Source organism: Polaromonas sp. JS666 (assembly GCF_900103405.1).
Lineage (GTDB): Bacteria > Pseudomonadota > Gammaproteobacteria > Burkholderiales > Burkholderiaceae_C > Polaromonas.
In genome coordinates this window covers 1-25,499 of the sequence record NZ_FNHX01000004.1, presented here as the reverse complement: position 1 = coordinate 25,499, position 25,499 = coordinate 1, and the positions used below count along the sequence as shown (strand labels likewise).

17 protein-coding genes and 1 pseudogene are annotated in these 25,499 nt (G+C 66.3%); 12 read left to right on the top strand and 6 right to left on the bottom strand.

Going from position 1 to position 25,499, the window contains the following annotated elements; all coding sequences use genetic code 11:
- Window positions 1-3: 3 nt before the first annotated feature.
- Together BLQ85_RS11010 and BLQ85_RS11005 are read right to left on the bottom strand one after the other, a co-directional pair.
- On the bottom strand, window positions 4-2,766 hold the full coding sequence (locus BLQ85_RS11010; RefSeq protein WP_074577732.1) for a circularly permuted type 2 ATP-grasp protein: 2,763 nt from the start codon (window positions 2,764-2,766) through the stop codon (window positions 4-6).
- Window positions 2,767-2,916: 150 nt separating this feature from the next.
- Window positions 2,917-6,516, bottom strand: a complete 3,600-nt coding sequence (locus BLQ85_RS11005; RefSeq protein ID WP_074576905.1) for a transglutaminase family protein — start codon at window positions 6,514-6,516, stop codon at window positions 2,917-2,919.
- A 254-nt stretch (window positions 6,517-6,770) separates the two neighbouring features.
- On the opposite strand from BLQ85_RS11005, the gene BLQ85_RS11000 reads away from it, so the two are divergent.
- The 8 genes from BLQ85_RS11000 (at window position 6,771) to BLQ85_RS10965 (ending at window position 15,849) form a co-directional block, all read left to right on the top strand.
- Complete coding sequence (locus BLQ85_RS11000) at window positions 6,771-9,263, top strand: DNA internalization-related competence protein ComEC/Rec2 (RefSeq protein WP_074577731.1); 2,493 nt, start codon at window positions 6,771-6,773, stop codon at window positions 9,261-9,263.
- A gap of 90 nt (window positions 9,264-9,353) precedes the next feature.
- Window positions 9,354-10,871 (top strand): circularly permuted type 2 ATP-grasp protein, encoded by a 1,518-nt coding sequence (locus BLQ85_RS10995; RefSeq protein ID WP_074576903.1) that lies wholly within the window; start codon window positions 9,354-9,356, stop codon window positions 10,869-10,871.
- Between the two features lie 2 nt (window positions 10,872-10,873).
- The gene (locus BLQ85_RS10990; RefSeq protein WP_074576901.1) at window positions 10,874-11,836 is read left to right on the top strand and encodes an alpha-E domain-containing protein; all 963 of its coding nucleotides are present in this window, start codon (window positions 10,874-10,876) and stop codon (window positions 11,834-11,836) included.
- On the top strand, window positions 11,833-12,651 hold the full coding sequence (locus BLQ85_RS10985) for a transglutaminase family protein (protein ID WP_074576899.1): 819 nt from the start codon (window positions 11,833-11,835) through the stop codon (window positions 12,649-12,651). Before BLQ85_RS10990 ends, BLQ85_RS10985 begins: the two co-directional genes overlap by 4 nt.
- A gap of 10 nt (window positions 12,652-12,661) precedes the next feature.
- On the top strand, window positions 12,662-13,153 hold the full coding sequence (locus tag BLQ85_RS10980) for a GNAT family N-acetyltransferase (RefSeq protein WP_074576897.1): 492 nt from the start codon (window positions 12,662-12,664) through the stop codon (window positions 13,151-13,153).
- A gap of 10 nt (window positions 13,154-13,163) precedes the next feature.
- Window positions 13,164-13,580 (top strand): TIGR02594 family protein, encoded by a 417-nt coding sequence (locus BLQ85_RS10975; RefSeq protein ID WP_083336828.1) that lies wholly within the window; start codon window positions 13,164-13,166, stop codon window positions 13,578-13,580.
- 160 nt (window positions 13,581-13,740) lie between these two features.
- A complete protein-coding gene (locus BLQ85_RS10970) occupies window positions 13,741-14,712 on the top strand; it encodes a Bug family tripartite tricarboxylate transporter substrate binding protein (protein WP_074576893.1) in 972 nt (323 codons plus the stop codon).
- A 48-nt stretch (window positions 14,713-14,760) separates the two neighbouring features.
- Window positions 14,761-15,849: a serine hydrolase domain-containing protein gene (locus tag BLQ85_RS10965; protein WP_074576891.1), complete on the top strand. Its 1,089-nt coding sequence runs from the start codon at window positions 14,761-14,763 to the stop codon at window positions 15,847-15,849.
- Between the two features lie 17 nt (window positions 15,850-15,866).
- On the opposite strand, the gene mltB is transcribed toward BLQ85_RS10965, so the two are convergent.
- From mltB to BLQ85_RS10945, 4 genes are all read right to left on the bottom strand, one after another.
- Window positions 15,867-16,943, bottom strand: coding sequence for a lytic murein transglycosylase B (gene mltB / locus BLQ85_RS10960; protein WP_074576889.1), 1,077 nt, complete (start codon window positions 16,941-16,943; stop codon window positions 15,867-15,869).
- A 60-nt stretch (window positions 16,944-17,003) separates the two neighbouring features.
- Window positions 17,004-19,031 (bottom strand): transglutaminase TgpA family protein, encoded by a 2,028-nt coding sequence (locus BLQ85_RS10955; RefSeq protein ID WP_074576887.1) that lies wholly within the window; start codon window positions 19,029-19,031, stop codon window positions 17,004-17,006.
- A gap of 655 nt (window positions 19,032-19,686) precedes the next feature.
- The gene (locus BLQ85_RS10950) at window positions 19,687-20,706 is read right to left on the bottom strand and encodes a DUF58 domain-containing protein (RefSeq protein ID WP_074576885.1); all 1,020 of its coding nucleotides are present in this window, start codon (window positions 20,704-20,706) and stop codon (window positions 19,687-19,689) included.
- A 27-nt stretch (window positions 20,707-20,733) separates the two neighbouring features.
- Window positions 20,734-21,654: an AAA family ATPase gene (locus BLQ85_RS10945; protein WP_074577730.1), complete on the bottom strand. Its 921-nt coding sequence runs from the start codon at window positions 21,652-21,654 to the stop codon at window positions 20,734-20,736.
- A gap of 51 nt (window positions 21,655-21,705) precedes the next feature.
- Between BLQ85_RS10945 and BLQ85_RS10940 the strand changes: the two genes are divergently transcribed.
- From BLQ85_RS10940 to BLQ85_RS10925, 4 genes and pseudogenes are all read left to right on the top strand, one after another.
- Window positions 21,706-22,659: a histone deacetylase family protein gene (locus BLQ85_RS10940; RefSeq protein ID WP_074576883.1), complete on the top strand. Its 954-nt coding sequence runs from the start codon at window positions 21,706-21,708 to the stop codon at window positions 22,657-22,659.
- Between the two features lie 11 nt (window positions 22,660-22,670).
- The gene (locus BLQ85_RS10935; RefSeq protein WP_074576881.1) at window positions 22,671-23,474 is read left to right on the top strand and encodes an enoyl-CoA hydratase; all 804 of its coding nucleotides are present in this window, start codon (window positions 22,671-22,673) and stop codon (window positions 23,472-23,474) included.
- Entirely contained in the window at window positions 23,459-24,775 is a 1,317-nt protein-coding gene (locus BLQ85_RS10930) for a mechanosensitive ion channel family protein (RefSeq protein ID WP_074576879.1), read from the top strand. Before BLQ85_RS10935 ends, BLQ85_RS10930 begins: the two co-directional genes overlap by 16 nt.
- Window positions 24,776-25,048: 273 nt before the next feature.
- A pseudogene (locus BLQ85_RS10925) lies at window positions 25,049-25,499 on the top strand (electron transfer flavoprotein subunit beta/FixA family protein); the annotation flags it as partial.

Genomic DNA, 25,499 nt, shown 5'->3' with positions numbered 1-25,499 from the left:
GGATCAGGCGCCCAGGCTCTGGCTGCCGGAGGCCGCGTGGCTGAAGTAGCGGCGGCTCAGGGTGTCCGACAGATCCAGCGCGGCGTCGCAGCATTGCTCCAGCATCTGCACCAGGCGGCCGTCGTGCTGCCGGCAGTCTTCATCGCCTTCATTCTCATCATCGGCTTGCATGCCCGCGCACAAATCGGCCAGCGCCCAGCTGCCGGGGTCGGGTAGTTCCATCGCGAGTTCGGGCATATCGCCCGGCGCGCTGCCGGCCAGCTTGGCCAGACGCCCGCGCAGGGTCTGCACCACCCAGCCCAGGGAGCGCGGGTTGTCGCGGTCCAGCACCAGCAGGTCGAGCAGGGCCGGGATGTCGCGGCGCTGCTGGTATTGCGCGTGGAAGGTGATGGTGCTGTCGAACAGCGCCACCATGGCGTTGAAGCCGCCTTCCTCGAAGACCGAGCCGGTTTCAAAACCGCGCGCCAGCGCGCCGGCCAGGGTGTTGAGCCGCTCGATGAGCCGGCCCACGCTGAGCAGGCGCCAGCCGTCGTCGCGCGTCATGCGGTCGGTCTGCGCGCCCGTCATGGCCGAGAGGAAGCCGCTGGCCGATTCGAGCGCGCGCAGCGCCTCGACGGAAGAGTATTCGAGCAGGTACTGGCTCTGGCCCTGGCCGCCCTGGCTTTGCGACTGGCTTTGGCCCACGCTGCTGAACACCGCGCAGCGCTGGAAAAAATCGGCTTCGGTGCGCACGATCATGTGCCACTGTTCCTGCGACAGGCGTTCGCGCACCGCCGAGGCCGCGCTCTTGAGCGCGCGCAGGTTAAAGCCCACGCTGGCGGCCTGTTCGGTGTCGGCCAGGTTGGCGATCAGCGCGCGTTCAAACACGCGGCGCGCCTGCGTGGCCGGCGGCACGGTGTCCAGCACCAGCGCATTGCCGACCGCCATGCTGCTAAGCCAGGCCAGCAGCGGCTGCGAGGTCTGGTCTTCGCCGCCCAGGCATTGCAAGGTGATCTGCGCCAGGCGCGTGGAGTTCTCGGCACGCTCGGTGTAGCGGCCCAGCCAGAAAAGGTTTTCGGCCGCGCGGCTGGTAACCGGCGGGCGATGCCGCAGCGGGGCGGTGGCCCAGGCGGGCGAGGGCTGCTCGGCACGCGGGGCTGCCGCCTTGGCCGCGGACGCATCGCCCAGCACCCAGACGTCGGCACTGCTGCCGCCGTGTTGCATGGAGGACATGTTTTCGTTCTTGCCGGCCAGCCGCGCCAGCCCGCCGGGCAGCACCTGCCAGGAGCCCTTGCCGTCGGCCACGGCAAACACGCGCAGCATGGCCGAGCGCGGGGAAATCCGCTCGCCCTGCCAGGTCGGCGTCTGCGGCAGCGGCAAATAGGCCTGTACCGTGTAGTCCTCGCCGCGGCGCACGATGCGGCCGGCCCATTCGTCGAGTGCGCGGCGCGACAGGGTGTGGCCTATCACCGACTCCATGCCCGAGCCCGGGTAGGTCGGCTTGATCACGCAGTTCTTGAGCTGGCCCAGCACATCCTGCAGCACCGCCTGCTCGCCGCACCACCAGGTGGCCAGCGAGGGCAGGGCCAGGGTTTCGCCCAGCAGGTGTTCCGACAGCGCGGGCAAAAAGCCCAGCAGCGCGCTCGATTCAAGAAAGGCCGAGCCCGGCGTGTTGACCACCAGCACATTGCCCGCGCGTATCACCTGCAGCAGGCCGGGCACGCCCAGCGTGGAGTCCGAGCGCAGCTCCAGCGGGTCCAGGAACTCGTCGTCCAGGCGCTTGAGCAGGCCGTGCACCGGCTCCAGGCCGCGCAGGGTTTTCAGGTAAAGCTTGTCGTCGCGCACCAGCAGGTCGCTGCCCTCGACCAAGGTCAGGCCCAGGAAGCGCGCGAGGTAGGCGTGTTCAAAATAGGTTTCGTTGTACGGCCCCGGGGTCAGCAGCACCACGCGGCTCTCCTCGCTGCCGTCGGCCGGGCTCATGGCCTTGAGGCCGTCGACCAGCGCCTTGTAGGAGGCGGCCAGGCGCTCGACCTTCATTTCGCGGAAGGCTTCGGGGAACAGCAGCGAAATCGTCAGGCGGTTTTCCAGCAGGTAGCCCAGGCCCGAGGGCGCCTGCGTGCGCTGCGACACCACCGACCAGCGGCCGTCGGGGCCGTGGGCGATGTCGAAGGCGGCGATGTGCAGGTAGGTGCCGCCGGCCGGCTGCACGCCCTGCATGCCGCGCAGGTAGCCCGGGTGGGCATGCACCAGCGCGCTGGGCAACAGGCCTTTGGAGAGCAGTTCCTGCGGGCCGTAGATGTCGGCCATGACACGGTCCAGCAGGCGCGCGCGCTGCTGGATGCCGGCCTCGATCTGCGCCCAGTCGCCGGCCGAGACCATCATGGGGAAGAGGTCCAGCGCCCAGGGGCGCTGCGGGCCGTTGGCGTCGGCGTAGACGTTGTAGGTCACGCCGTTATCGCGGATCTGGCGGCGCAGGTTGGCGGTGCGGTGATTCAGGTCGTAAAAACCGTCGGCGCCCAGGAAGTTGAAAAAGCGCGTCCAGTCGGGCGACAGGCTGTCGTCGGTGGCGGTGGCTTCGGGCGGGGGCGCGGCGGTTTCAGGGGTGCCGGCCGCGCGCAGCACGGGCTGGGCGGGCGCAGCCGTTTCCACGGGCGCGGGGCCTTCGGAGACACGGCCCCGCAACTCGTCGAAATGGCCGGCTGCCGCATGCGGCGCCAGCGCGGCGGCCAGGGCGCAGGGGGATTCGAGCGCCTGGGCGGCAAAAAGTGACTGGGTGTTATTTTCCACGTGCTGCAAGTATGCCTGCGGCCCGCGGGCGCAAAGCCTCAATCAAGGGCGGCTTTCCCGCCAAATGGACGATTTATGCCGCTTGCGCATGCAATTGTTGCAGCCATAAGACAGGCTGATGGGCGCCGGGGAGGGCGCCCCCGGCCGCCCTCAGCGCAGGTCCAGCGTGAACGGGAACTCCCGGCTGGGCTGCGCCGGCGCCACGCGCATCTTGCCGGGCGTGTGGCCCATGCGGAAAAAGCGCGTGAGGCGGCGGCTTTCGGCCTCGTACGAATTGACCGGCAGCGTGTCGTAGTTACGCCCGCCTGGGTGCGCCACATGGTATTGGCAGCCGCCCAGCGAGCGTTCCATCCAGGTGTCGACGATGTCGAAGGTCAGCGGCGCATGCACGCCTATCGAAGGGTGCAAGGCCGAAGGCGGGTTCCAGGCCTTGTAGCGCACGCCCGCCACATATTCGCCGACGCGGCCCGTGCTCTGCAGCGGCAGGGCCCGGCCGTTGACGGTGATGACGTAGCGGTTGTCGTTGAGGCCGGTGACGTGCACCTCGAGGCGCTCCAGCGAGGAGTCGACATAACGCACCGTGCCGCCGGCCGAGCCTTCCTCGCCCATCACATGCCAGGGCTCCAGCGCGCTGCGCAGCGTCAGCTCGATGCTGTTGCTCTTGACCTGGCCTATCAGCGGGAAGCGGAACTCGAAATGCGGCTCGAACCAGGCCATGTCGAAGGCGTAGCCGGCTTCGCGCAGCTCGGTCAGCACATCCTCGAAGTCCATGCGCACAAAGCCGGGCAGCAGGAAGCGGTCGTGCAGCTCGGTGCCCCAGCGCGTGACGCGGCCGTGGTAGGGCTTGTTCCAGAAGCGCGCCACCAGCGCGCGCAGCAACAACTGCTGGGCGATGCTCATGCGCGCATGCGGCGGCATTTCAAAGGCGCGCAGCTCCAGCAGGCCCAGGCGGCCCGTGGTGGAGTCGGGCGAGTACATCTTGTCGATGCAGAACTCGCTGCGGTGGGTGTTGCCGGTCACGTCGACCAGGATGTTGCGCAAGGTGCGGTCCACCAGCCAGGGCGGCATGTCGGCGCCGTATTTCTTGCGGTTGTTCTCGATCTCGCGCAGCGCGATTTCGAGTTCGTAGAGTTGGTCGTTGCGGGCTTCGTCCACGCGCGGCGCCTGGCTGGTCGGGCCTATGAACATGCCCGAGAACAGGTAGCTCAGCGAGGGGTGGTTGTGCCAATAGGCGATCAGGCTGCCCAGCAGCTCGGGCTTGCGCAGGAAGGGGCTGTCGGCCGGCGTGGCGCCGCCCAGCACAAAGTGGTTGCCGCCGCCGGTGCCGGTATGGCGGCCGTCGGTCATGAACTTTTCGGCCGACAGGCGCGTCTCGTGTGCGATCTTGTAGAGGAACTCGGTGTGCTCCACCAGCTCGCCCCAGTTGTAGGCCGGGTGGATGTTGACCTCGATGACGCCGGGGTCGGGCGTGACCTGCAGCATTTTCAGGCGCGGGTCGCGCGGCGGCGGGTAGCCTTCAAGCACGATGCTCACGCCCAGCGATTGCGCCGTGGCCTCCACCGCGGCCAGCAGGTCCAGGTAGTCTTCGAGACGCTCCATGGGCGGCATGAAGACATAGATCGCGCCCACTTCGCCGCGGCCCGATTTGTTGGCCTGGCTGTCCGGGTCGGCCTTGGGTTTGTCCCTGGGGCCGTTGGCGCGCTGCGGGTCGCGCACTTCCACGCACAGCGCGGTGCGTGTCAGCCAAGCGGCCGACTCAAAGGGTTTGGGCGCGCGGTCGTCGGCGGGCGCGGCCGCCTCGGGCGATGCGCCGGCCGGCTGGTTGCCCGCGCCGCCAGTGCCGTTGTTGCCCGTCGGGCGGAACTGCAGGATGCGGCTGGCCTGCGACAGCGCGGTGTTGCCGCTCAGGTAGCGCGCCATGTACTGCGCCAGCGAACTGGCGCTGCCGCCCGCGGAAGGGCTTGCCGCTGTGGCGCCGCGAGCATCGCTGAAGCTGCCGTTGTAGCGGGCCGCCAGCGCCGAGGCATCCGGCAGGTCCTGCCGCGGAGCGAAGGGATCGGATTCGATCATGTAGGGGTAGTCGGTCTTGGACACCCAGGGCACGGAATCCAGCGGCAGGCGGTAGCCCATGGGGGAGTCACCCGGCATCAAGTACATGCGCTCGTCGCGGAAGAACCAGGGGCCCGTGGTCCATTTCGGGCCGGCCAGCGTGGGCGAGACGCCGGCTCTTTGTTTGAGTTGCTCCTTGGTCTGCAGCGGCAGTACATAGCCCACCACCGAATCCAGGCCCTGCATAAAGACGCGGCGCAGGCGCTCGCGCTCCATCGCGTCGTCCAGCCGCGAGTCAAAGGGGTCGACATTGACCGGCAGCCGGCGTTCGCGCCAGAGGTAGTACCAGGTGTCTTCGTAGCCCGGCGTGATGTAGGTCGTGGCCAGGCCCAGCTTGCCGGCCAGGGTCTGCACAAAGCGCTGCGCGTCGGCGCTGGTGTAGCTGCAGGGCTGGCGCTCGTCGGCGAACAGGGCCGGGTTCTGCCAGATCGGCTGGCCGTCCTTGCGCCAGAAAATGCTCAACGCCCAGCGCGGCAGCTGCTCGCCCGGATACCACTTGCCCTGGCCGAAATGCAGGAAGCCGCCTTCGCCGTATTCGGCGCGCAGTTTTTGCACGAGCTCGGTCGCATAGCCTCGTTTGGTCGGGCCCAGCGCGGCGATGTTCCATTCGGCCGCATCGCGGTCGGTGGTGGCCACAAAGGTGGGCTCGCCGCCCATGGTCAGGCGCACGTCGCCGGCCGCCAGGTCCTGGTCGACCTTCTCGCCGAGCGCCAGCACCTCCTGCCATTGCTCCTCGGTATAGGGCTTGGTCACGCGCGGCGATTCGTAAATACGCTGCACCGCCATGTGGTGCTCGAACTCGACTTCGGATTTGTCGACGCCGCCCTCGACAGGCGCGGCGCTCGAGGGTTCGGGCGTGCAGGCCAGCGGGATGTGGCCTTCGCCGGCCATCAGGCCCGAGGTCGGGTCCAGGCCCACCCAGCCCGCGCCCGGCAAAAACACCTCGCACCAGGCGTGCAGGTCGGTGAAATCGGCTTCGGCGCCGCTGGGGCCGTCGATGGATTTGACGTCGGCCTTGAGCTGTATCAAATAGCCCGAGACAAAACGCGCGGCCAGGCCCATGTGGCGCAGCAGCTGCACCAGCAGCCAGCCGGTGTCGCGGCAGGAGCCGCAGGCCAGGCGCAAGGTTTCTTCGGGCGTCTGCACGCCCGGCTCCATGCGGATGGAATATTGGATGTCCGACTGCAGGCTCTGGTTCAGGCCCACCAGGAAATCGATGGTGCGTTTGGGCGTGCGGTCGATTTTTTCGAGGTAGCGCTTGAACAGCGGCGTGGCCGGCTGGGTGGCCAGGTAGGGTGCCAGCTCCCGGGCCTGCAGCGCGTTGTAGCTGAAGGGGAACTCCTCGGCGGCCGGCTCCAGGAAGAAGTCAAAGGGGTTGAACACCGCCATTTCCACGACCAGGTCCACCGTGACCTTGAACTCGCGCGTCGGCTCGGGAAACACCAGCCGGGCCTGGTAGTTGGCGAAGGGATCCTGTTGCCAGTTGATGAAATGCCCGGCGGGCTCGACCTTGAGGGAATAGGACAGCACCTGGGTGCGGCTATGCGGCGCGGGCCGCAGGCGGACCACCTGGGGGCCCAGCCGCACCAGGCGGTCGTATTTGTAATGGGTGATGTGGCTCAGGGCAACGTGGATGGACAAGGCAACCTCGCTTAAAAAAATAACTGGGCGCGGGGACCGCCACATCATGCGGTCTTCATTCAAAGCACAGTGTGAACAGCTTACCCGGATTTGGCGGTATTTCTGAAAGCAAGAGCTGCGCCATGCGGAGTTTGCATGGCGCGCTGTCGGCTTCCTGCTTCGCCTTCCCGTTAAACAAGTTCTAAAAAAGCAAAAAAAGCAGGGGAGGCGGCTTTGGGGCCAGCTGTATTCATCATCGTGTCATGGCACGCGCCATGAGCCCGGGGCTCGCCCTGGCCGGTTTTATCGCGGGCGTGGCCTTGCAATTGCAGCAGCCCGCGCTGTGGCCGTGGCAAGCTTATGCCCTGTGTGCCGGGCTGGCCTGCGTGGCGGCCTTGTTATGGCGGCGGGCGCGCCATCAAGCCAAAACCTCCTGGAGCAGGGCCCTGCTGGTAGGGGGCCTGGCGGCGCTGCTGGGTTTTGGCTCCACCGGCTGGCGGGCCTGTGTTTTCCAGTCCGACGCGCTGGACCCGGCCCTGGAAGGCCGCGACATCGAGGTGACAGGCAGTGTGCCGGCCATGCCGCAGCCCGGTGAGGACGGCTTGCGTTTTCGCCTTGACGTGGAATCCGCACGCCTGGACGGCCGCAAGCTGGCCTTGCCGCCGCGCATCCTGCTGGGCTGGTATTCGGGCTTTGCCGGGCGGGAGGCGCGCAGCCCCGCGCAGAACATGCAGGATGCGGACCCCTTCGAAGCGGCACTGGCCCTGCAGCGCCAGCCGCAGCCCTTGCGCGCCGGCGAGCGCTGGCACATGACGGTGCGGCTCAAGGCACCCCACGGCAACAGCAACCCGCATGGCTTTGATTACGAACTGTGGCTGTGGGAGCAGGGCGTACAGGCCACCGGCTATGTGCGCGCAGGCGCGCATGACGCGCCGCCCGAAAAGCTTGCCGGCAGCTGGCAGCACCCCATCGAGCAGGCCCGGCAGGCGGTGCGCGAGAAAATTTTCGCGCGTGTGGAGAACCGCCAATGGGCCGGCATCATTGCCGCGCTGGTGGTGGGCGACCAGAACGCCATAGAGCGCGCCGACTGGGATGTGTTCCGCGCCACGGGCGTCGCGCATTTGATGAGTATTTCCGGCCTGCATATCACCATGTTTGCCTGGGCCGCCTCGCTGCTGGTCGGCGGCCTCTGGCGCCGTTCCGCGCTTCTCACGCCCAGGCTGTGCCTGGCATTGCCGGCCGCAGGTGCCGGCGCGCTGGGCGGCCTGCTGCTGGCCGCCCTGTACGCGCTGTTTTCAGGCTGGGGTGTGCCCGCGCAGCGCACCCTCTTGATGCTGGCCACCGTGATCCTGCTGCGCCAGGGCGGCCGGCAATGGCCCTGGGCACAGACCTGGTTGCTGGCCATGGCCGTGGTGGTGGCCGTGGACCCCTGGGCGCTGATGCAGGCCGGCTTCTGGCTGTCTTTTGTGGCGGTCGGCGTGTTGTTTGCGACGGATTCCGGTATGCGTCCTGGCCATGGCCTTCAAGAGCCGGTTTCGCCAGGCGGATGGCGGCGGCATGGGCCGCGCTGGCTGGCCGGCCTGGCCCGCGCGGTGCGCGAGCAATGGGTGGTGACGCTGGCGCTCACGCCGCTGTCGCTGCTGCTGTTCAACCAGGTCTCGCTGGTCGGCCTGCTGGCCAATGCCGTGGCGATTCCCGCCGTGACCCTACTGGTCACGCCGCTGGCCCTGCTGGGTGTGCTGTGGGCGCCGGCCTGGGCCGCGACAGCCGCCTGCGTGAGCGTGCTGGCGCTGTTCCTGCAGTGGCTGGCAAGCTGGCCGCTGGCGTCGGTCAGCGTGGCCGCGGCGCCGCTGTGGTGCGCCGTCGCCGGTGTGGCGGGCGGCGGCTTGCTGGCCACGCGCCTGCCCTGGCATTGGCGGGTGCTGGGCATCCCGCTGCTGCTGCCCGTGCTGCTGTGGCAGCCCCCGCGGGTCGCGCCCGGGCAGTTCGAGCTGCTGGCGGCCGACATCGGCCAGGGCAATGCGGTACTGGTGCGCACCGCGGGCCACAGCCTGCTTTACGACGCGGGGCCGCGCTTTTCGCGCGAAAGCGATGCCGGCCACCGTGTGCTGGTGCCGCTGCTGCGTGCGCTGGGCGAGCGGCTGGACATCCTGATGGTCAGCCACCGCGATATCGACCACATAGGCGGGGCGGCCGCGGTACTGGCCATGCAGCCCGGGGCGCGCTTGCTCAGTTCGATTGAAGACACGCACCCGCTGCAGGCCCAGCGCAAGGCCGAGCGCTGCAGGGCCGGCCAGCGCTGGGAATGGGACGGCGTGCAGTTCGAGCTGCTGCACCCGCCCGCCGCGGCCTACGGCACGGTGGCCAAGCCCAATGCCATGAGCTGCGTGCTGCGCGTCTCCAATGGCAGCCGCACGGCCTTGCTGGTGGGCGACATCGAAGCGCCGCAGGAAGCGGCGCTGGCCGCCGGCGATCCGGCCCGCCTGCAGGCCGATTTTCTGCTGGTGCCGCACCACGGCAGCAAGACCTCGTCGAGCGCGGCCTTTCTGGACGCCGTCCAGCCGCAATGGGCCATGGCGCAGGCGGGCTACCGCAACCGCTTCGGCCACCCGGCCGAGCCGGTGGTCGCGCGCTACGAGGCGCGCGGCATCAGTCTTGTCAAATCCGCGACATGCGGGGCGGCGACATGGGACAGCCAGCATGCTGAGGCTGTACGCTGCCAGCGGGAAGAGGGCAAACGCTACTGGCATCATGTACCCGGGCGTTAAAAATAGGGCGGGGCAGCGCCGCCTTGGCGCATAACTTGCTAAGCTATGTCAAAACAGTGCCCTGCGCATAACTTGCTGGAGATCAAGCCAATGAGCCGACCGATGTTTGATGAAATGAATGCCACGGAATCCAGCGTCCGTGAACACTACCAGGGCTACCAGCGCTGGCTGGCGAAACAGCCGGCCGACGTGATGGAGGCGCGCCGCGCCGAAGCCGAGATGATTTTTCGCCGCGTCGGCATCACCTTTGCCGTCTACGGCGCCAAGGACGAGGACGGCGCCGGCACCGAACGCCTGATCCCCTTTGACCTGATTCCCCGCATCATTCCCGCGCACGAGTGGGCCAGCATGGAAAAAGGCCTGGTCCAGCGCGTTACGGCGCTGAACCGCTTCATCCACGACGTCTACCACGGCCAGGAGATTATCAAGGCCGGTGTCATCCCGTCCGAGCAAATCTTCCAGAACGCGCAGTTCCGCCCCGAGATGATGGGCGTGGACGTTCCCGGCAACATCTATTCGCACATCAGCGGCATCGACATCGTGCGCGCGCCCAATGCCCAGGGCGAGGGCGAGTACTACGTGCTCGAAGACAACCTGCGCGTGCCCAGCGGCGTGAGCTATATGCTGGAAGACCGCAAGATGATGATGCGGCTGTTCCCCGAGCTGTTCAGCGAAAACCGCGTCGCGCCGGTCGCGCACTACCCCGACTTGCTGCTGGAAACCCTGCGCGCCATGGCGCCGCCCGCCACGGCTGAGCCCACGGTGGTGGTGCTCACCCCCGGCATGTACAACTCGGCCTACTTCGAGCACGCCTTCCTCGCGCAGCAGATGGGCGTGGAGCTGGTCGAAGGGCAGGATCTCTTCGTCAAGGACAACTTCGTCTACATGCGCACCACGCGCGGCCCGCGCCGCGTCGACGTGATTTACCGCCGCGTCGATGACGACTTCCTGGACCCGCTGGCCTTCCGCCCCAATTCCACGCTGGGCTGCGCGGGCCTGCTCAACGTCTACCGCAGCGGCAATGTCTCGCTGTGCAATGCCATAGGCACCGGTGTGGCCGACGACAAGTCCATCTATCCCTATGTGCCCAAGATGATCGAGTTCTACCTCGGTGAAAAACCCATCCTCAAGAACGTGCCCACCTATATGTGCCGCAACAACGAGGATTTGCAATACACCCTGGCCAACCTCAAGGACCTGGTCGTCAAGGAAGTGCACGGCGCCGGCGGCTACGGCATGCTGGTCGGCCCGGCCGCCACCAAGGCCGAGATCGAGGAATTCCGCGCCGCCTTGCTGGCGAACCCCTCGGGCTATATCGCCCAGCCCACGCTGAGCCTTTCCACCTGCCCGACCTATGTCGAAAGCGGCATCGCGCCGCGCCACATCGATTTGCGGCCTTTTGTGCTGAGCGGCAAGGAAGTGCAGATGGTGCCCGGCGGCCTCACGCGCGTGGCGCTCAAAGACGGCTCGCTGGTGGTCAACTCCTCGCAGGGCGGCGGCACCAAAGACACCTGGATTCTGGAAGGCCCGTCATCACCGGTGGGGTTCCAGTCTCAGTCGCAGTCTCAATTGCAGTCGCAGACCCAAGTCCAAGTGGGAGGGAAATAATCATGTTGTCTCGTACTGCCGATCACCTCTTCTGGATGTCTCGCTATACAGAGCGTGCGGAGAACACCGCGCGCATGCTCGACGTCAACTACCAGACCTCGCTGCTGCCGCAATCGGCCGCCGTGGTGCAGGGCGGCTGGCAAAGCCTGCTGAGCATCAGCGAGCTCAAGCCCTCTTATGCCGCCAAATACGGCGACAGCATCAACCCGCGCGAAGTCATGGACTTCATGGTGCGCGACGAGCAGAACTCCTCGAGCATCGTCTCCTGCCTGAAGAATGCCCGCGAGAACGCGCGCGCCGTGCGCGGCACCTTGACCACCGAAGTCTGGGAAACCCAGAACCAGACCTATCTCGAAGTGATCCGCATGCTGCGCAACGGCGACTTCGAGCGTGACCCTGGCCAGTTCTTTGAATGGGTCAAGTTCCGCTCGCACCTCTCGCGCGGCGTCACGGCCGGCACCATGCTGCAGGACGAAGCCTTCCACTTCCTGCGCCTGGGCACCTTCCTGGAGCGCGCCGACAACACCGCCCGCCTGGTGGACGTGAAATTCCACGCGGTGCAAAACGACTTCATCGCCACCGACGGCGAGAAGGACCAGGAGTACGACTTCTACCACTGGAGCGCGATCCTGCGCAGCGTCTCCGGCTTTGAGGTCTACCGCAAGGTGTATCGCGACGTGATCAAGCCCGAACGCGTGGCCGAGCTGCTGATCCTGCGGCCCGACATGCCGCGCTCGCTGCTGGCCTGCCTCAACGAACTCATGGGCAACCTCGCCATGGTGACCAGCGACACGGCCAGCGAAACCCAGCGCCGCGCCGGCAAGCTGCGCGCCGACCTGCAGTACGCCCGCATTGACGAGATCCTCGCCACCGGCCTGCACGCCTTCCTGACCCAGTTCCTGGACCGTGTCAACGAGATAGGCGCGCACATCAGCCGCGAGTTTCTTGTGCCGGCTACGCATTGAAGCTTCACGTTCGGCACACCACCGACTATCGGTACACCGAGCCGCTACGCTACGCGCTGCAAACCCTGTGGCTCACGCCGCAGTCCGGCCCGGCGCAGACGGTGAACTACTGGAGCCTGGGCGCGCCTGAGAAACTCTTCACCCAGCGCGACGCCTTCGGCAACACCACCAGCTCCTACACCTTTGTCGGCAGCGATGCCAACAATGTGCGCTGGAGCCTGGTCAATGCGGCCGGCGAGGTCGAAACCTTGGGCGTGCCCGAGTTCAACGATGACGAAACCCTGCCGCATCCCTATTTCTTTCTGCGCGCCACCCACCTGGCTGAGCCGCACTGGGAACTCGCCGAGTTCGGCCGCCGCTTTATCCCGCAAAGCCTGGACGGCACCGCCAGCCTGCCCGCCTTGCTGGCCCTGAGCCGAGGCGTGGCCGACGCGGTGAGCTACCGCAAGAACAGCACCAGCGTGACCACCACCGCACTCGAGGCCTTCAAGGCCGGCGCGGGCGTCTGCCAGGACCAGGCCCATGTGATGGTCGCCATCTGCCGCAGCCTGGGCTACCCGGCGCGTTATGTCAGCGGCTACTTTTATGCCGCCAACGAACCCGACCTGGCCAGCCACGCCTGGTGCGATGTCTGCCTCGATGTCGCCACGCGCCGCTGGGCCAGCATAGACGTGACCCACAGCTGCCTGATCGACCAGCGCCACGTGCGCCTGGCCATGGGTACCGACTACAACGCCTGCCCGCCCATCAAGGGCGTGCGCCAGGGCGGCGGGAAAGAGTCCATGACAGTGCAGATTACGATTGAGCCGGTGTGAGGTTTCCCCTATGACCGATATCAAGCCCGCAAAATTTCCCGACGACCTTGAGCATGTCGTTGCCATCTTTCGCGAATACATCGCCAGCCCCACCGTGGACCTGGGCTTCCAGGACTACGAGGCGGAATTCGCCGCCTTGCCGGGAAAGTACGCCGCGCCCGAGGGCCGGTTGCTGCTCGCATGGAAGGGCCAGGCCGTCGTCGGATGCGCGGCGCTTCGCCGCGTTGATGCAAGCACTTGCGAAATGAAGCGCGTCTATGTGCGGCCGGGTGCGCGAGGCGAGAACCTGGGCCGGCGCCTTGTCGAAAGCATACTCGCCGAGGCGCGCGCCGCGGGCTACTCGCGCGTTTGCCTGGATGTGCTGCCCGAGTTCTCCGCCGCGCAGCGCATTTACGAATCGCTGGGTTTTTTGCCGGCGGAGCCCGTGGCCTTTAATCCCGTTCCCGGCACCAAGTTCCTGGCGCTTGAACTCACCCCCTCGGGGCTCACGGATGCGGCCTGAGCCTTCCTGGATGCTGATTGCCCGCGCCGAGGCCGGCGTTCGCACATTCCCTGCGGGCCAGAGCAATCCCCGGGTCACCGAATACCATGCGCTCACCAATATCCGCGGTTATGACGACAAGGCCTCGTGGTGTTCTTCCTTCGTGAACTGGGCTTTGGACCAGGCCGGCATTCCCGGCACCGGGTCGGCGCTGGCGCGTTCATGGCTGGAGTGGGGCGAGCCGCTGGACGCACCCGTGCCCGGCTGCATCGCCGTGCTCTCGCGTGAAGACCCGGGCGGCTGGAAAGGCCATGTCGGTTTTTTTCTTCGCGCGGATGCGGAGTATGTGTATTTGTGGGGCGGCAACCAGCTCGATGAGGTGCGCGAGCATTTTTATCCATTGGCCAATGTGCTGGCCTATCGCTGGCCTTCGCAAAAGACGGCCTGACTTTTCGCCTCGGGGCCGTGTTGGGCCATATCTTTCATTCTGCTTTCGATGTCTGGCGCAGATGGCCACCCGCGTAGGGGAAAGCACGGGTCGCTGTGCCAGCGGATTGACAGCTACGCGCATTAATGTTGCGGGACACCCATCACAACAAGGACCCGACATGAAACGCCGCCATCTTCTGCAAGCCGCTTCGGCCGTCATCGCATTGCCCTCGCTGGCCTGGGCCCAGGACAAATATCCCGGCAAGCCCATCACGCTGATTTGCCCTTACGCGGCGGGGGGCAATGCCGACCAGCGCTCGCGCCAGATCGGCCGTTTCATTTCCACGGCGCTGGGCCAGCCAGTGCTCGTAGACAACAAGCCAGGCGCGGGCGGCAATATCGGCACCGAGGCCGTTGCGCATGCCAAGCCGGACGGCTACGTCATCGGCATGGGCAACTTCGCCCCGCTGGCGGTCAACCCCACCATGTTCAAGAAGATGAACTTTGACCCCGCCAAGGAACTGGTGCCGGTCTGCCTGATCGAGAAGGGCCCGCTGGTGCTGATGGTGCCGGCGAGTTCCCAGTTCAAGAGCGTCAAGGACATCATCGCCGCCGCCAAGGCCAGCCCCGGCAAGCTGTCCTTCGCTTCGGGCGGCTTGGGCGGCTCGCACCATTTGTCGGGCGAGATGTTCAAGTCGCTGGCCGGCCTGTCCATCACCCACATTCCCTACAAGGGCGGCGCGCCCGCCACGACCGACCTGATGGGCGGCCAGGTCGACATGATGTTTGAGCAGATGTATTCCGCCGCGCCCTCGATCCGTGCCGGAAAGCTGCGCGCGTTGGCCATCACCAGCAAGACGCGTTCGCCGCTGTTTCCCGATCTGCCCACCATGGCCGAGGCTGGTGTGCCGGGCTTCGAGGTCCAGAACTGGCAAGGGCTGGTGGCGCCGGCCGGCACACCCGCGGCCCTTATCAAGCTGCTCAATGAAACCGTCAACAAGGCGCTTGCCGACCCGACCATCAAGGAACAGATGCTGGGCCAGGGCAACGAACTCGGCGGCGGCACACCCGAGCAGTTCGCCGCCTTGATCAAGTCGGAGGCCGATCGTTGGGGCAAGCTGGTGAAGAGTGCGAACATCAGGCCTGAGTAAGTGGTTTGCGGTGGCTGGGCCACCTGTGATCGCATGCCTCAAAAAAGAATGCTGAATTACCTGGCCCCACTTTTCCTCTGCGCCTCACTGCTGTTGCCGTCGGTGGCGGGAGCTCAGGCGCCCGCCGATGAGGCTCCGGTTTACCCCGGAAAGTCGTGGGAGGCGATCCCTCCTTCGTCCTTGAGTCCCGAATGCCATGCGCAGCTAGACCGGGCGCGCGACTACCTGCGGACGCTGGACACAACATCACTGATGGCGGTGCAGCAGGGGAGGGTATTGTTCAGCTACGGCCCGACCGAGCTGGTCAGCATTTTGTTCTCGGCCCGCAAAAGCATCCTGTCCATGCTTTACGGCAAATATGTGGCGGACGGAACGATTGATCCCGAGAAAACCCTGGCCGATCTTGGTATCGACGATGCAGGCGGACTCCTGCCTATCGAACGGCAGGCCAGGCTCAGGCATCTGCTCACGGCGCGTTCCGGTGTGTACCATCCGGCCGCCAACGGCGGCGACGACCTCGCGTCCGCCCCGGCGCGAGGCTCGCAAGTGCCCGGTACCTACTTTCTCTACAACAACTGGGATTTCAACGCCGCCGGCACGGTGTTTGAATCGCTGACGGGGAAGAGTATTTACCGTGCATTTGCCGATGACCTCGCCGCCCCTTTGCAGCTTGAGGACTTTCAGCTGGAACGCCATCGCCGCACTGGCGACCTCACGAAGTCGCAGCACGCCGCTTACCACTTCTTTCTTTCCACCCGGGACATGGCGCGCCTGGGCTATCTGATGCTTCAGCAAGGCAACTGGCGCGGGCAGATACTCGTTCCGCAGCACTGGGTTGCCCAGACCACTGCTGTCGTGACCCCTGCCGCGGAGATGCATCCGCCCCGAACGGCCAGGCGCCACTTTGCTTACGGCTACCTGTGGTGGGTACTCGAGGAGCCATCGGATTCCCCGCTCCAGGGTGCCTACATGGCGTGGGGTGTGCATGGCCAGTACATTCTTGTCGTGCCCAAGCGCCAGATGGTGATTGCCCACAAGCGCCAGGTCCCCGTCGCGGGGAATTGGGACGTCAGCTGGGTTGCGCCCGGGGATTTCTTGACGGCGGCCAGAACACTGGCGGGGGCGCCCTGCCGCTAGGCGGCCGGTTCCTCAGCCTACTGCCTTACCCGCGCCGCCACTTCCCGGCCCAGCTCAATCACCGCCATTGCGTAGTAGCTGCTCCAGTTGTAGCGCGTGATGGCGTAAAAGTTTTCGGTGCCGGCGACGTATTGCGGGGCGTCCTGGCCGTTCAGCAGCTCGACCAGGGCCAGCGGCCCCTGGTGCTGAAGGGCCGGGCCTTCGAGCACTGCGCCTTTTTCGGTAAAGCTGGCGACGCTGAAAGTCGGCAGGATGTCGGGCGCCATCAGCGCTTCCATGTCGAGCCGGCTTTTGTCGAAGCTCACGGGGTAGTGGGTGGGCATGCCGGGCTGCCAGTTGAAGGCCTTGAAATAGCTCGCGACGGAGCCGATCACGTCGGCCTTGCTGTTCCAGAGGTCTACCGTTCCGTCGCCGTCGAAGTCGACGGCGTACTTGATCCAGCTGGAAGGCATGAACTGCGGCATGCCCATGGCGCCGGCAAAGCTGCCGCGCGCGTCAAAGGGGTTGGCTGCCAGCCGGTTCTGCAGGGTCAGGAATTGCTCGATCTCGCCTTTGAAGAATTCGCTGCGTTCCTTCGCACGCGGATGGTTGGGGGGGAAATCAAAGGCCAGCGTGGTCAGCGCGTCCATCACGCGAAAGTTGCCGGTGTCGCGGCCGTAAATGGTTTCCACGCCGATGATGCCGACGATGATTTCGGCGGGCACGCCGTATTCCTTTTCGGCGCGCTCCAGTGTTGCCTGGTTCTCCAGCCAGAAACGCCGGCCGGCCTCTATGCGCACCGGATCTATGAAGCGGCTCCTGTAGACGCGCCAGTTCTTGACAAAGGTTTTGGTGGGCGGCTGCATGAGGCGCACGACGGTGGCGTTGTAGCGCGACTGGCCTATGGCGTCGCGCACCCAGTCCGGGTCCAGGTCGCGGCGCGCGGCCATGTCGTCGGCGAACTGCATGGCCTCGGGGCGCGTCGCATACAGTGGCCCCTGGTTTTGCACCGGCGCGGCCACTTTTTTCCGTAAGGGTTTGGCGTCACCGGCCCAGGCGGAACAGGCCAGCGCGGCGATCAGGAAAAGGGCGGACCCGGAACGGTAAAAGGGCATGAGCGGGATGGTGGGATGAGGTGGGGGAGGCGCGAAGGGGCGGCGGAGCCAGTCCCGATTTTAAGCAGGCCAGCTCAGCCGGCTGAACTCTTGCCTGAGCGCATGCAGTTGCGGCGCCGCCTTGCCCGCACCGGCCGGCGCAGCGGCGTAGCGTTGCTGCTCCAGGCGCAGCAGCCAGTCGGCCAGGGCCTGCGCGGCGCTGCCCGGCTGCCGGCCGTAGCGGGCCAGCACCTCCTCGGCGAGCTGGCGGGGCGAGGTGGCCGGTGTGCTGGGGATGCCGGCCTTGTCCAGCCGGTGGCGCGCGCGCGTGAGCAAACGCACCCAGGGGTCGTGCTGGCTGCGGTCCCACCAACTCCAGCCGGCGCCCAGCAGCGCGGCCGCCACGAGGATGGCGATCAGCATATAACTGAGGTCTTCCCAGCTCGGCGATTCAAAGCCGAGGTTTTTCAGCAGGTTGAGCTGCCTGCCCTGGGTGTAGTTGAGCACCCACTGGTTCCAGCTGTTGTTGGTCGCCTCCCAAAAGAGGCGCAGCTGGGCCATGAGCGTCGGGCTGAAAGTGCGCAAGGCCCGCGCGACCGCGCCTTGCGGCGCCTCCAGCCGCTCGAACGCGCCGATGCGCCCCGGGGCGACCACTGAGGTCGGGTCCACACGCACCCAGCCGCGGCCGGCTTCCCAGACTTCGGCCCAGGCATGGGCGCTGCTCTGGCGGACCACCCAGAAGCCGTCCAGGGTATTGAGTTCGCCGCCCTGGTAGCCGGTGACGATGCGTGCCGGGACGTCCATGGCGCGCATCAGGATGACAAAGGCCGAGGCGATGTGTTCACAAAAGCCCTGCTTGCGGTCGAACCAGAATTCGTCGGCGCTGTGCTGGCCGTAAACCCCGGGCTCCAGCGTGTAGCTGTAGCCACCCGTGCGCAGGCGGTTCATGACCTCTTCCACGAGCGCGGCGGTGCCGGCGCGCGCCAGGCGGGGTGTGTTGCGTATCTCGCCGGCAAGGGCCCGCGTGCGCGGGTTGAAGCCGGACGGCAGGTCGATGAACTCCTGCAGGCCTGGCACGGTTTGCAAGGGGCCGTGCTGAAAGCTCGGGTAGCTTTGGGCCTGGTAGCGCAGCAGGTCGTTGATGGGGCGGTTCGCCAGCCATTGCAGGTCGGGCTGCATCGTGCCCTGGAAGCCGGACGGCAGCGCGGGGACCTGGGCCGCCGCTTCCATCACGAACAGCCAGGGCCGGTTGGTGGGCTCCAACGTGACCTCGTATTTGAGCGGCGCGCCGGAGACGGCGAGGTCGGCGGCCACGCCGAAGCGCGCGGAGGCGTTCAGGCGCGAGGGCCGCCATTCGCGGCCGTCGAATGTGGCCAGCACCGGGCCGCGAAAGTACATGTCCTGCTTGCGCGGCGGCGCGCCGTCGAACTTGATGCGCATGGCCACGCTCTCGTCCAGCGCCAGGCTGGCAATGGTGCCGACCTGCATGCTGGAACTCAGGCCGCTGCGCCCGGCCGGCGCGTCGCTGGGCACACCCCACAGGGGCGCCAGCCGCGGGAACAGCAGGAACAGCACCAGCATGATGGGCGTGCCCAGCAGGGCCATCCAGCCGGCGGTTTTGGCGGCTTGCGACAGCGGCGGCCTGCCGACAGGCATGTGCGCGTTGACCAGCATGGTCAGCAGTCCCAGCAGTCCCAGCAGCATGCTGAGCGCCGTCAGCAGGGACTGCGAATAAAAGAAATTGCTCAGCATGCAAAAGAAGCTGAGGAAAAAAATCACAAAGGCATCTCGCTTGGCGCGCAGCTCCAGCGTCTTGAGAGTCAGCAGCACCACCAGCAGCGTCACGCCCGCGTCTCGCCCTAGCAGCGTGCGGTGCGTGAGCCAGGTCGCGGCCAGGGTGAGCGCCATCAACAGCAGCAACCAGCGCTTGCCCGGCAGCGGCTGCGCCTTCACGGCCAGCCAGCCGCGCCAGAGGAGTACCGCGCCGGCCAGGGCGCTGCACCAGAGGGGTAGTTCGTTCACTTGCGGCAGTAACACCCAGGCGATGACTGCCAGCAGGAAGAGGGTGTCGCGGGCGTCGCGATGCAGGGATTGGAGGCGGCTCAGCATGTGTGCACCTGCTGGCCGCCGGCCGGGTCTTGCTCCGGCGGTGCGTCCTCTGCTAAGGGTAGCTGGCCGGGAGTGGCCCGGCGGCCAGTAACTTTCTTTTGCTTCGCCAAAAGAAAGTCACCAAAGAAAAGGCGACCCGCAGTCTGGGTCCCTCCGCTTCGCTTCGGGCAACCTGCGGTGCTCGAGCCAAGCGGGGTCTGGCTAAACTCGCTGCGCTGCGCTTCGCTCAGACAACGCCAGCCCTGATCCGCTTGTCTCTGCGCTCCTCGGCCCAGCCAGGACGGGGCAATCGGAAGCGGGAACCAAATACCCACAAGGACACGCCATGGCGTGTCCTTGTGGTTTTCGGTATGTGGTTTTCTGTCTTTGGCTGTTTGGTATTCCTGTCCCCACCCCCTTGTGGATGCGCCGAGGAGCGCAGGGCCAGACGGATCAGGGCAAAAACTTGTTTGAGCGAAGCGAGTTGTTTTTGACCCCGGCTGGACCGAGCACCGCAGGTTGCCCCGTAGCGCAGCGAAGGGGACGCAGGAACCAGGGTCGCCTTTCTTTTGCTTACTTTTCTTTGGCGAAGCAAAGAAAAGTGAGTTGCTGCCGGGCAACCCCCGGCCAGCAGGATTCAAAAGAGAACCCGCCCGTCGGGCAGACAAAAGAACCTTCAACATACCGCCAACGCCTCCAGGCACAAGCGCTTATGTGCCTCCCCACTACCAGGCTTGACCTCCAAAGAGGGCAAACGCAAACCATAGTCCAGCGACAGCTTGTCAGCCAAGAGAACCCAGGCACACAGCCGTGACAGCTTCTGCTCGACGCCAGCCGAGCCGGCCTGGGCGAAGTCCAGCCAGAGTTCGTGCCGCTGGGCTTGCTGGGTGTCGCGTACCACCAGGCTGTTGCCTTGGCCGTCGTCTTTCGCGGCTTTTTTCCAGACCACGAGTTTCATCGGGTCGCCGCGGCGGTAGCCGCGCACGCCGTCGAATTCGCCGCTGCTTTGCGCGCGCAGGGCGGCCGCGGCGCCGCCGGAGCGCGGCTCGCCGGGGGGCAGGGGTGGCGGGTGGGCTTCGGGCGCGGGATAGACCAGCACCTGCGCGGCGGGCCGCCAGACGGTCCAGACGCGGAAGGTGCCCAGCGGAAAGCGGGTTTCGGCGGTCAGCGTGGGCAGCCTGTGCAGCCCGCGCCGCCGCGGGGTGAAGGCCACCTGCACCGTGCTGCTGCCCTGTGCGGGCACGTCGGTCCAGGCCCAGTGCCGTTCGCGACCTTTTTCGATGTCCACGTCCTGCGGGTTGAGCACGCTCAGGCCTATGCCGTGGCGCGCGGCGCGCCGGGTGTTGGTCAGTTTGACCTCAAAGGTGGCGGTGGCGCCCACGTACTGGGCATGGGGCGCGGCCAGGTTCATGGACAGGCCGCGCAGCGTGCCATGGCAGACATGCATGCCGACCAGCGCGCTGCCGGCCAGCAAAAACGTCAGCAGGTAGCCCAGGCTTAACTGGTAATTGATGGAGGCCACCAGCAGCACCAGCAGGGTGAGGCCCATCATCCAGCCCGGCCGCGTGGGCAGGATGTAGACGTTGCGCTGGGTCAGCGTCACGCTGTCGGTAAAGGGCAGCTTGCTTTGCCACCAGGCCTGGAAGCGCGCGCGGGCAAAAGCCGCGGGGTTGGGGAGGGCGATCGGCGCGGCCATGGGAAAGCGGTTTCGCTCGGTTCGTGCTCAGGGTAGGGGCACGGCTTCCAGCATGGCGCGCACCTGTTCAACCGCGCCGCGCCCCGCGTCGCTGACGGGAATCAGCCGGTGCGCGGCGGTCTGCGGCAGCACGGCGGCGATGTCGTCGGGCGCCACGTAGTCGCGCTTGCTCAAAAAGGCCTGGGCCCTGGCGGCCCGCATGATGGCGATGCCGGCGCGCGGGCTCAGGCCTTGCAGAAACCAGCGTCCCGAGCGCGTGGCGGCTACCAGGTCCTGCAGGTAGTTGAGCAGGGCTTCCGAGGCGTGGACCTGGGCCACCAGCTGCTGCAGCTCCAGCAGGTCGTGCGGCGCCAGCAGGGCCGGCAGCTGCTCGACCATCTCGCGCCGGTCGGCGCCGCGCAGCAGCTCGCGCTCGGCGGCGCGGTCGGGGTAGCCCAGGGAAATCCGCATGTGGAAGCGGTCCAGCTGCGATTCGGGCAGGGCGTAGGTGCCGAGCTGGTCGTGCGGGTTTTGCGTGGCGATCACAAAAAAGGGCAGGGGCAGGGGGCGGGTTTCGCCTTCGACCGTGACCTGCTTTTCCTCCATGGCTTCCAGCAGGGCGCTCTGGGTTTTGGGACTGGCGCGGTTGATCTCGTCGGCCAGCAGCACCTGGGCGAATACCGGCCCGGGGTGGAACACAAAACTTTCCTTTTGCCGCTCGTAAATCGACACGCCCGACAGGTCGCTGGGCATCAGGTCGGCGGTGAACTGCACCCGCGAAAACTGCAGGCCGAAGGAGCGCGACAGTGCATGCGCCAGCGTGGTCTTGCCGACACCGGGAACGTCCTCGATCAGCAGGTGGCCGCCGGCCAGCAGGCAGGCCACACAGTCCTGCACCTGGGCCGGCTTGCCGACGATGACCGTGTTAAGCTGATTCAGGAGCGCTTGGAGCTTTTCTGTGGCATTCATGCCGCCAACCATACCGTAATTTTTCGTAAAACATTTGCCGACGATTTCCCGATGAACGCGACTGGTTATTTCAGCCATCCCGACTGCCGCAGGCACGAGATGGGCGCCGGGCATCCTGAATGCCCCGAGCGGCTGGACGCCATCGACGACTGGCTGCTGGCGACCGGCGTCAAGGACGCGCTGGACACCCGCGAGGCGCCGCGCGCGGCCCTGGGCGACGTGGAGCTCGCGCACGACCGCATGATGGTGGCGGCGCTGCGCGGCCTGAGCGACCGGCTGGCCGACGACATCAAGGCGGGCGGGCCGGCCTATGCCCAGATAGACCCCGACACCGCCCTCAATGTGCACACCTGGAACGCCGCCCTGCGCGCCGCCGGCGCCGCGCTGGCGGCCACCGATGCGGTGCTGTCGGGCGAGCTCGAAAACGCGTTTTGCGCCGTGCGCCCGCCCGGCCACCATGCCTGCCATGACAAGGCGATGGGTTTTTGCTTTTTCAACAACATCGCCATCGCCGCCCGCTACGCGCTGGAGCGCCACGGCTTGAAGCGCGTGGCGATTGTCGACTTCGACGTGCACCACGGCAACGGCACCGAGGACATCCTGAGCGGCGACGAGCGCGTGCTGATGGTGAGCTTCTTCCAGCACCCGCTGTATCCCTACAGCGGCACCGAGGGCCGCGCCGGCAACATGCTCAACCTGCCGGTGCCGGCCTATACCAAGGGCATGGACGTGCGCGAGCTGATCGAGATGATGTGGATACCGCGCCTGGAAGAGTTCAGGCCCGAGATGATTTTTATCAGCGCCGGCTTTGACGCCCACCGCGACGACGACCTGGGCCAGATGGGCCTGGTCGAGCAGGACTACGCCTGGATCACACAGCGCATCAAGGATGTCGCCAAACGCCATGCGCAGGGCCGTATCGTCTCCTCGCTCGAAGGCGGCTACAACCTGAACGCACTGGCGCGCAGCGTGGAGGCCCACATCCGCGTGCTGGCCGACCTGTAGGAGTTTTGTTCATGAGCGCCGCATCCGCCGCCGACCTTTCGGCTCCCGTGCTGCACAGCCAGGACAGGCGCGGCGTGCACCGCCTGGTGCTGAACCGCCCGGCTGCTTTCAATACCCTGGGCGAGGACATGCTGGCCGCGCTGCAGGCCGGGCTCGATGCCGTCGCCGCCGACGGCGCGGCGCGCGCGCTGGTCATCGCGGCCGAGGGCAAGGCTTTTTGCGCCGGCCACAACCTCAAGGAAATGCGCGCGCAACCTGATCTGGCCTATTACCAGAAGCTGTTCGCCCAGTGCACGCGCATGATGCTGGGCATCCAGAAGCTGCCGGTGCCGGTGATCGCGCGGGTGCAGGGCCTGGCCACCGCGGCCGGCTGCCAGCTGGTGGCGCAGTGCGACCTGGCCGTGGCGGCCGAGGGCGCGAGCTTCGGCGTCAACGGCATAGACGTGGGCCTGTTCTGCGCCACGCCCAGCGTGCCGCTGGTGCGCAACATGCCGGCCAAGCAGGCCATGGAGATGCTGCTGACCGGCGACTTCATCACGGCCGGTGAAGCCCGTGCACGGGGGCTGGTCAACCGCGTCGTGCCGCTTGAAGCGCTGGACGACGAGGTCGAAAAACTGCTGCAGTCGCTGCTGTCCAAGCCGCGCGAGGCGCTGGCCATGGGCAAGGCGCTTTTTTACCAACAACGTGAAACCGGCATAGAGGCCGCCTACCAGCTGGCGGGCCAGTCCATGGCCCGCAACATGGCCCATGCCGTTGCACAGGAGGGCGTGCAAGCCTTCATCGAGAAAAGGAAACCCCAATGGCCGGCGCCGTAACGACCCGTCCCCCCGCCCGTATCGACAGCCTGGACGCCTGGTTTGCCGCGCTGGCCCAGCCCACGGCCCTGACGGAGCTCGCTGCGCTGGTGGCCTGCGCGATGCTGGCCTGGCTGGTGGTGCGCGTGGCGGGCCGCGCGCGCATGGCGGTCGACAACACCTCCATCCTGTTCGGGCGCCGCGTGATCGACGGCGTGCTGTTTCCGTTGCTGCTGCTGTTCCTGGCTTATGCGGCCCAGGCCTTGCTGGAGCGCCTGTTCCCGCTGGCGCTCTTCAAGGTGGCGATTCCCGTGCTGGTGTCGCTGGCCGCGATACGCCTGGGCGTCAAGGTGCTGCAGGTGGCCTTCAAGGACGCGCCGCTGGTGCGCGCGCTGGAGCGCACCATCTCCTGGCTGGCCTGGATTGCCATGGTGCTGTGGGTCAGCGGCCTGCTGCCCGTGGTGCTCGATGAGCTCGACGGCATCAAGTGGAAGATAGGCAACAGCAACCTGTCGGTGCGCACCATGCTCGAAGGCGCGGTGACGGCCGGCGTGGTGTTGCTGATCACACTGTGGATCTCCTCGGCCATAGAGGCGCGCCTGCTGCGCTCGGCCACCGGCAATGAGTTGTCCCTGCGCAAGGCGGTGGCCAATGCGGTGCGCGCCGTGCTGATGTTTGTCGGCCTGCTGCTGGCGCTGTCCTCGGTGGGCATAGACCTCACGGCGCTCTCGGTGCTGGGCGGCGCGGTCGGCGTGGGCGTGGGCTTCGGCCTGCAGAAACTGGCCGCCAACTACGTCAGCGGCTTTGTCATGCTGGCCGAGCGCAGCGTGCGCATAGGCGACAACGTGCGGGTGGATACTTTCGAGGGCCGCATCACCGACATCAACGCGCGCTACACCGTGGTGCGCGCGCCCTCGGGGCGCGAGTCCATCGTGCCCAACGAGATGTTCATCAGCACCCGCATCGAAAACCTCTCGCTGAGCGACCCGCAGGTGCTGCAGTCCACCGTGGTCTCGGTGGGCTACGACAGCGATGTGGAACTCGTGATGCGCCTGCTGAACGAGGCGGCGCTCAGGCAGGACCGCGTGCTGCGCGACCCGGCTCCCGGCGTTAACCTGACCAATTTCGGCCCCGACGGGCTGGAGTTCACACTCAACTACTGGATGGCGGACCCGGAAAACGGCCAGCAAAACCTGCGCTCCCGCATCAACCTGGCCATCCTGGAATCCCTGCGCGCCCACAACATCGACATTCCCTACCCGCAGCGCGTGGTGCATACCCGCGTCATGGCGGACGAAAAGAACCCCGCCAAGCCCTCCTGAGCCGGCGCGCGTCCCCGGCCGTCACCCAATTGACGCCTGAAAGACACCTTTAGGACAACGGTTGGGCAGGATGCTCTAATTCCCCCTGTTCCGCCCTCTATAATGAAAAATAGAACGACCGTTCTTTTTCTGCCCGGCGCCCCTGGATACCCTCCGGCCGCCGGTTCCGCAGCCCGCACCCGGCATGCCGCAGCATAGAATGCAAAGCTTACGTTTACGTCAACGTCAATTGATACGCCATATTCTGCCAATCAACAACTCTGGAGCCCTGTCATGAAGGTCTTGGTCCCCGTCAAACGTGTAGTCGACTACAACGTGAAAGTCCGCGTCAAATCCGATGGCAGCGGTGTCGACATCGCCAACGTCAAGATGAGCATGAACCCGTTTGACGAGATCGCCGTCGAGGAAGCCACGCGCCTGAAAGAAAAGGGCGTCGTCACCGAAGTCATCGCCGTCAGCTGCGGCGTCGCGCAATGCCAGGAAACCCTGCGCACCGCCATGGCGATCGGCGCCGACCGCGCCATCCTGGTCGAGACCGCCGAAGAACTGCAGCCCCTGGCCGTGGCCAAGCTGCTCAAGGCCCTGGTCGAGAAAGAACAACCCCAGCTCGTCATCCTGGGCAAGCAGGCCATCGACGACGACTGCAACCAGACCGGCCAGATGCTGGCCGCGCTGCTGGGCTGGCCCCAGGCCACCTTTGCCTCCAAGGTCGAGGTCGAAGGCG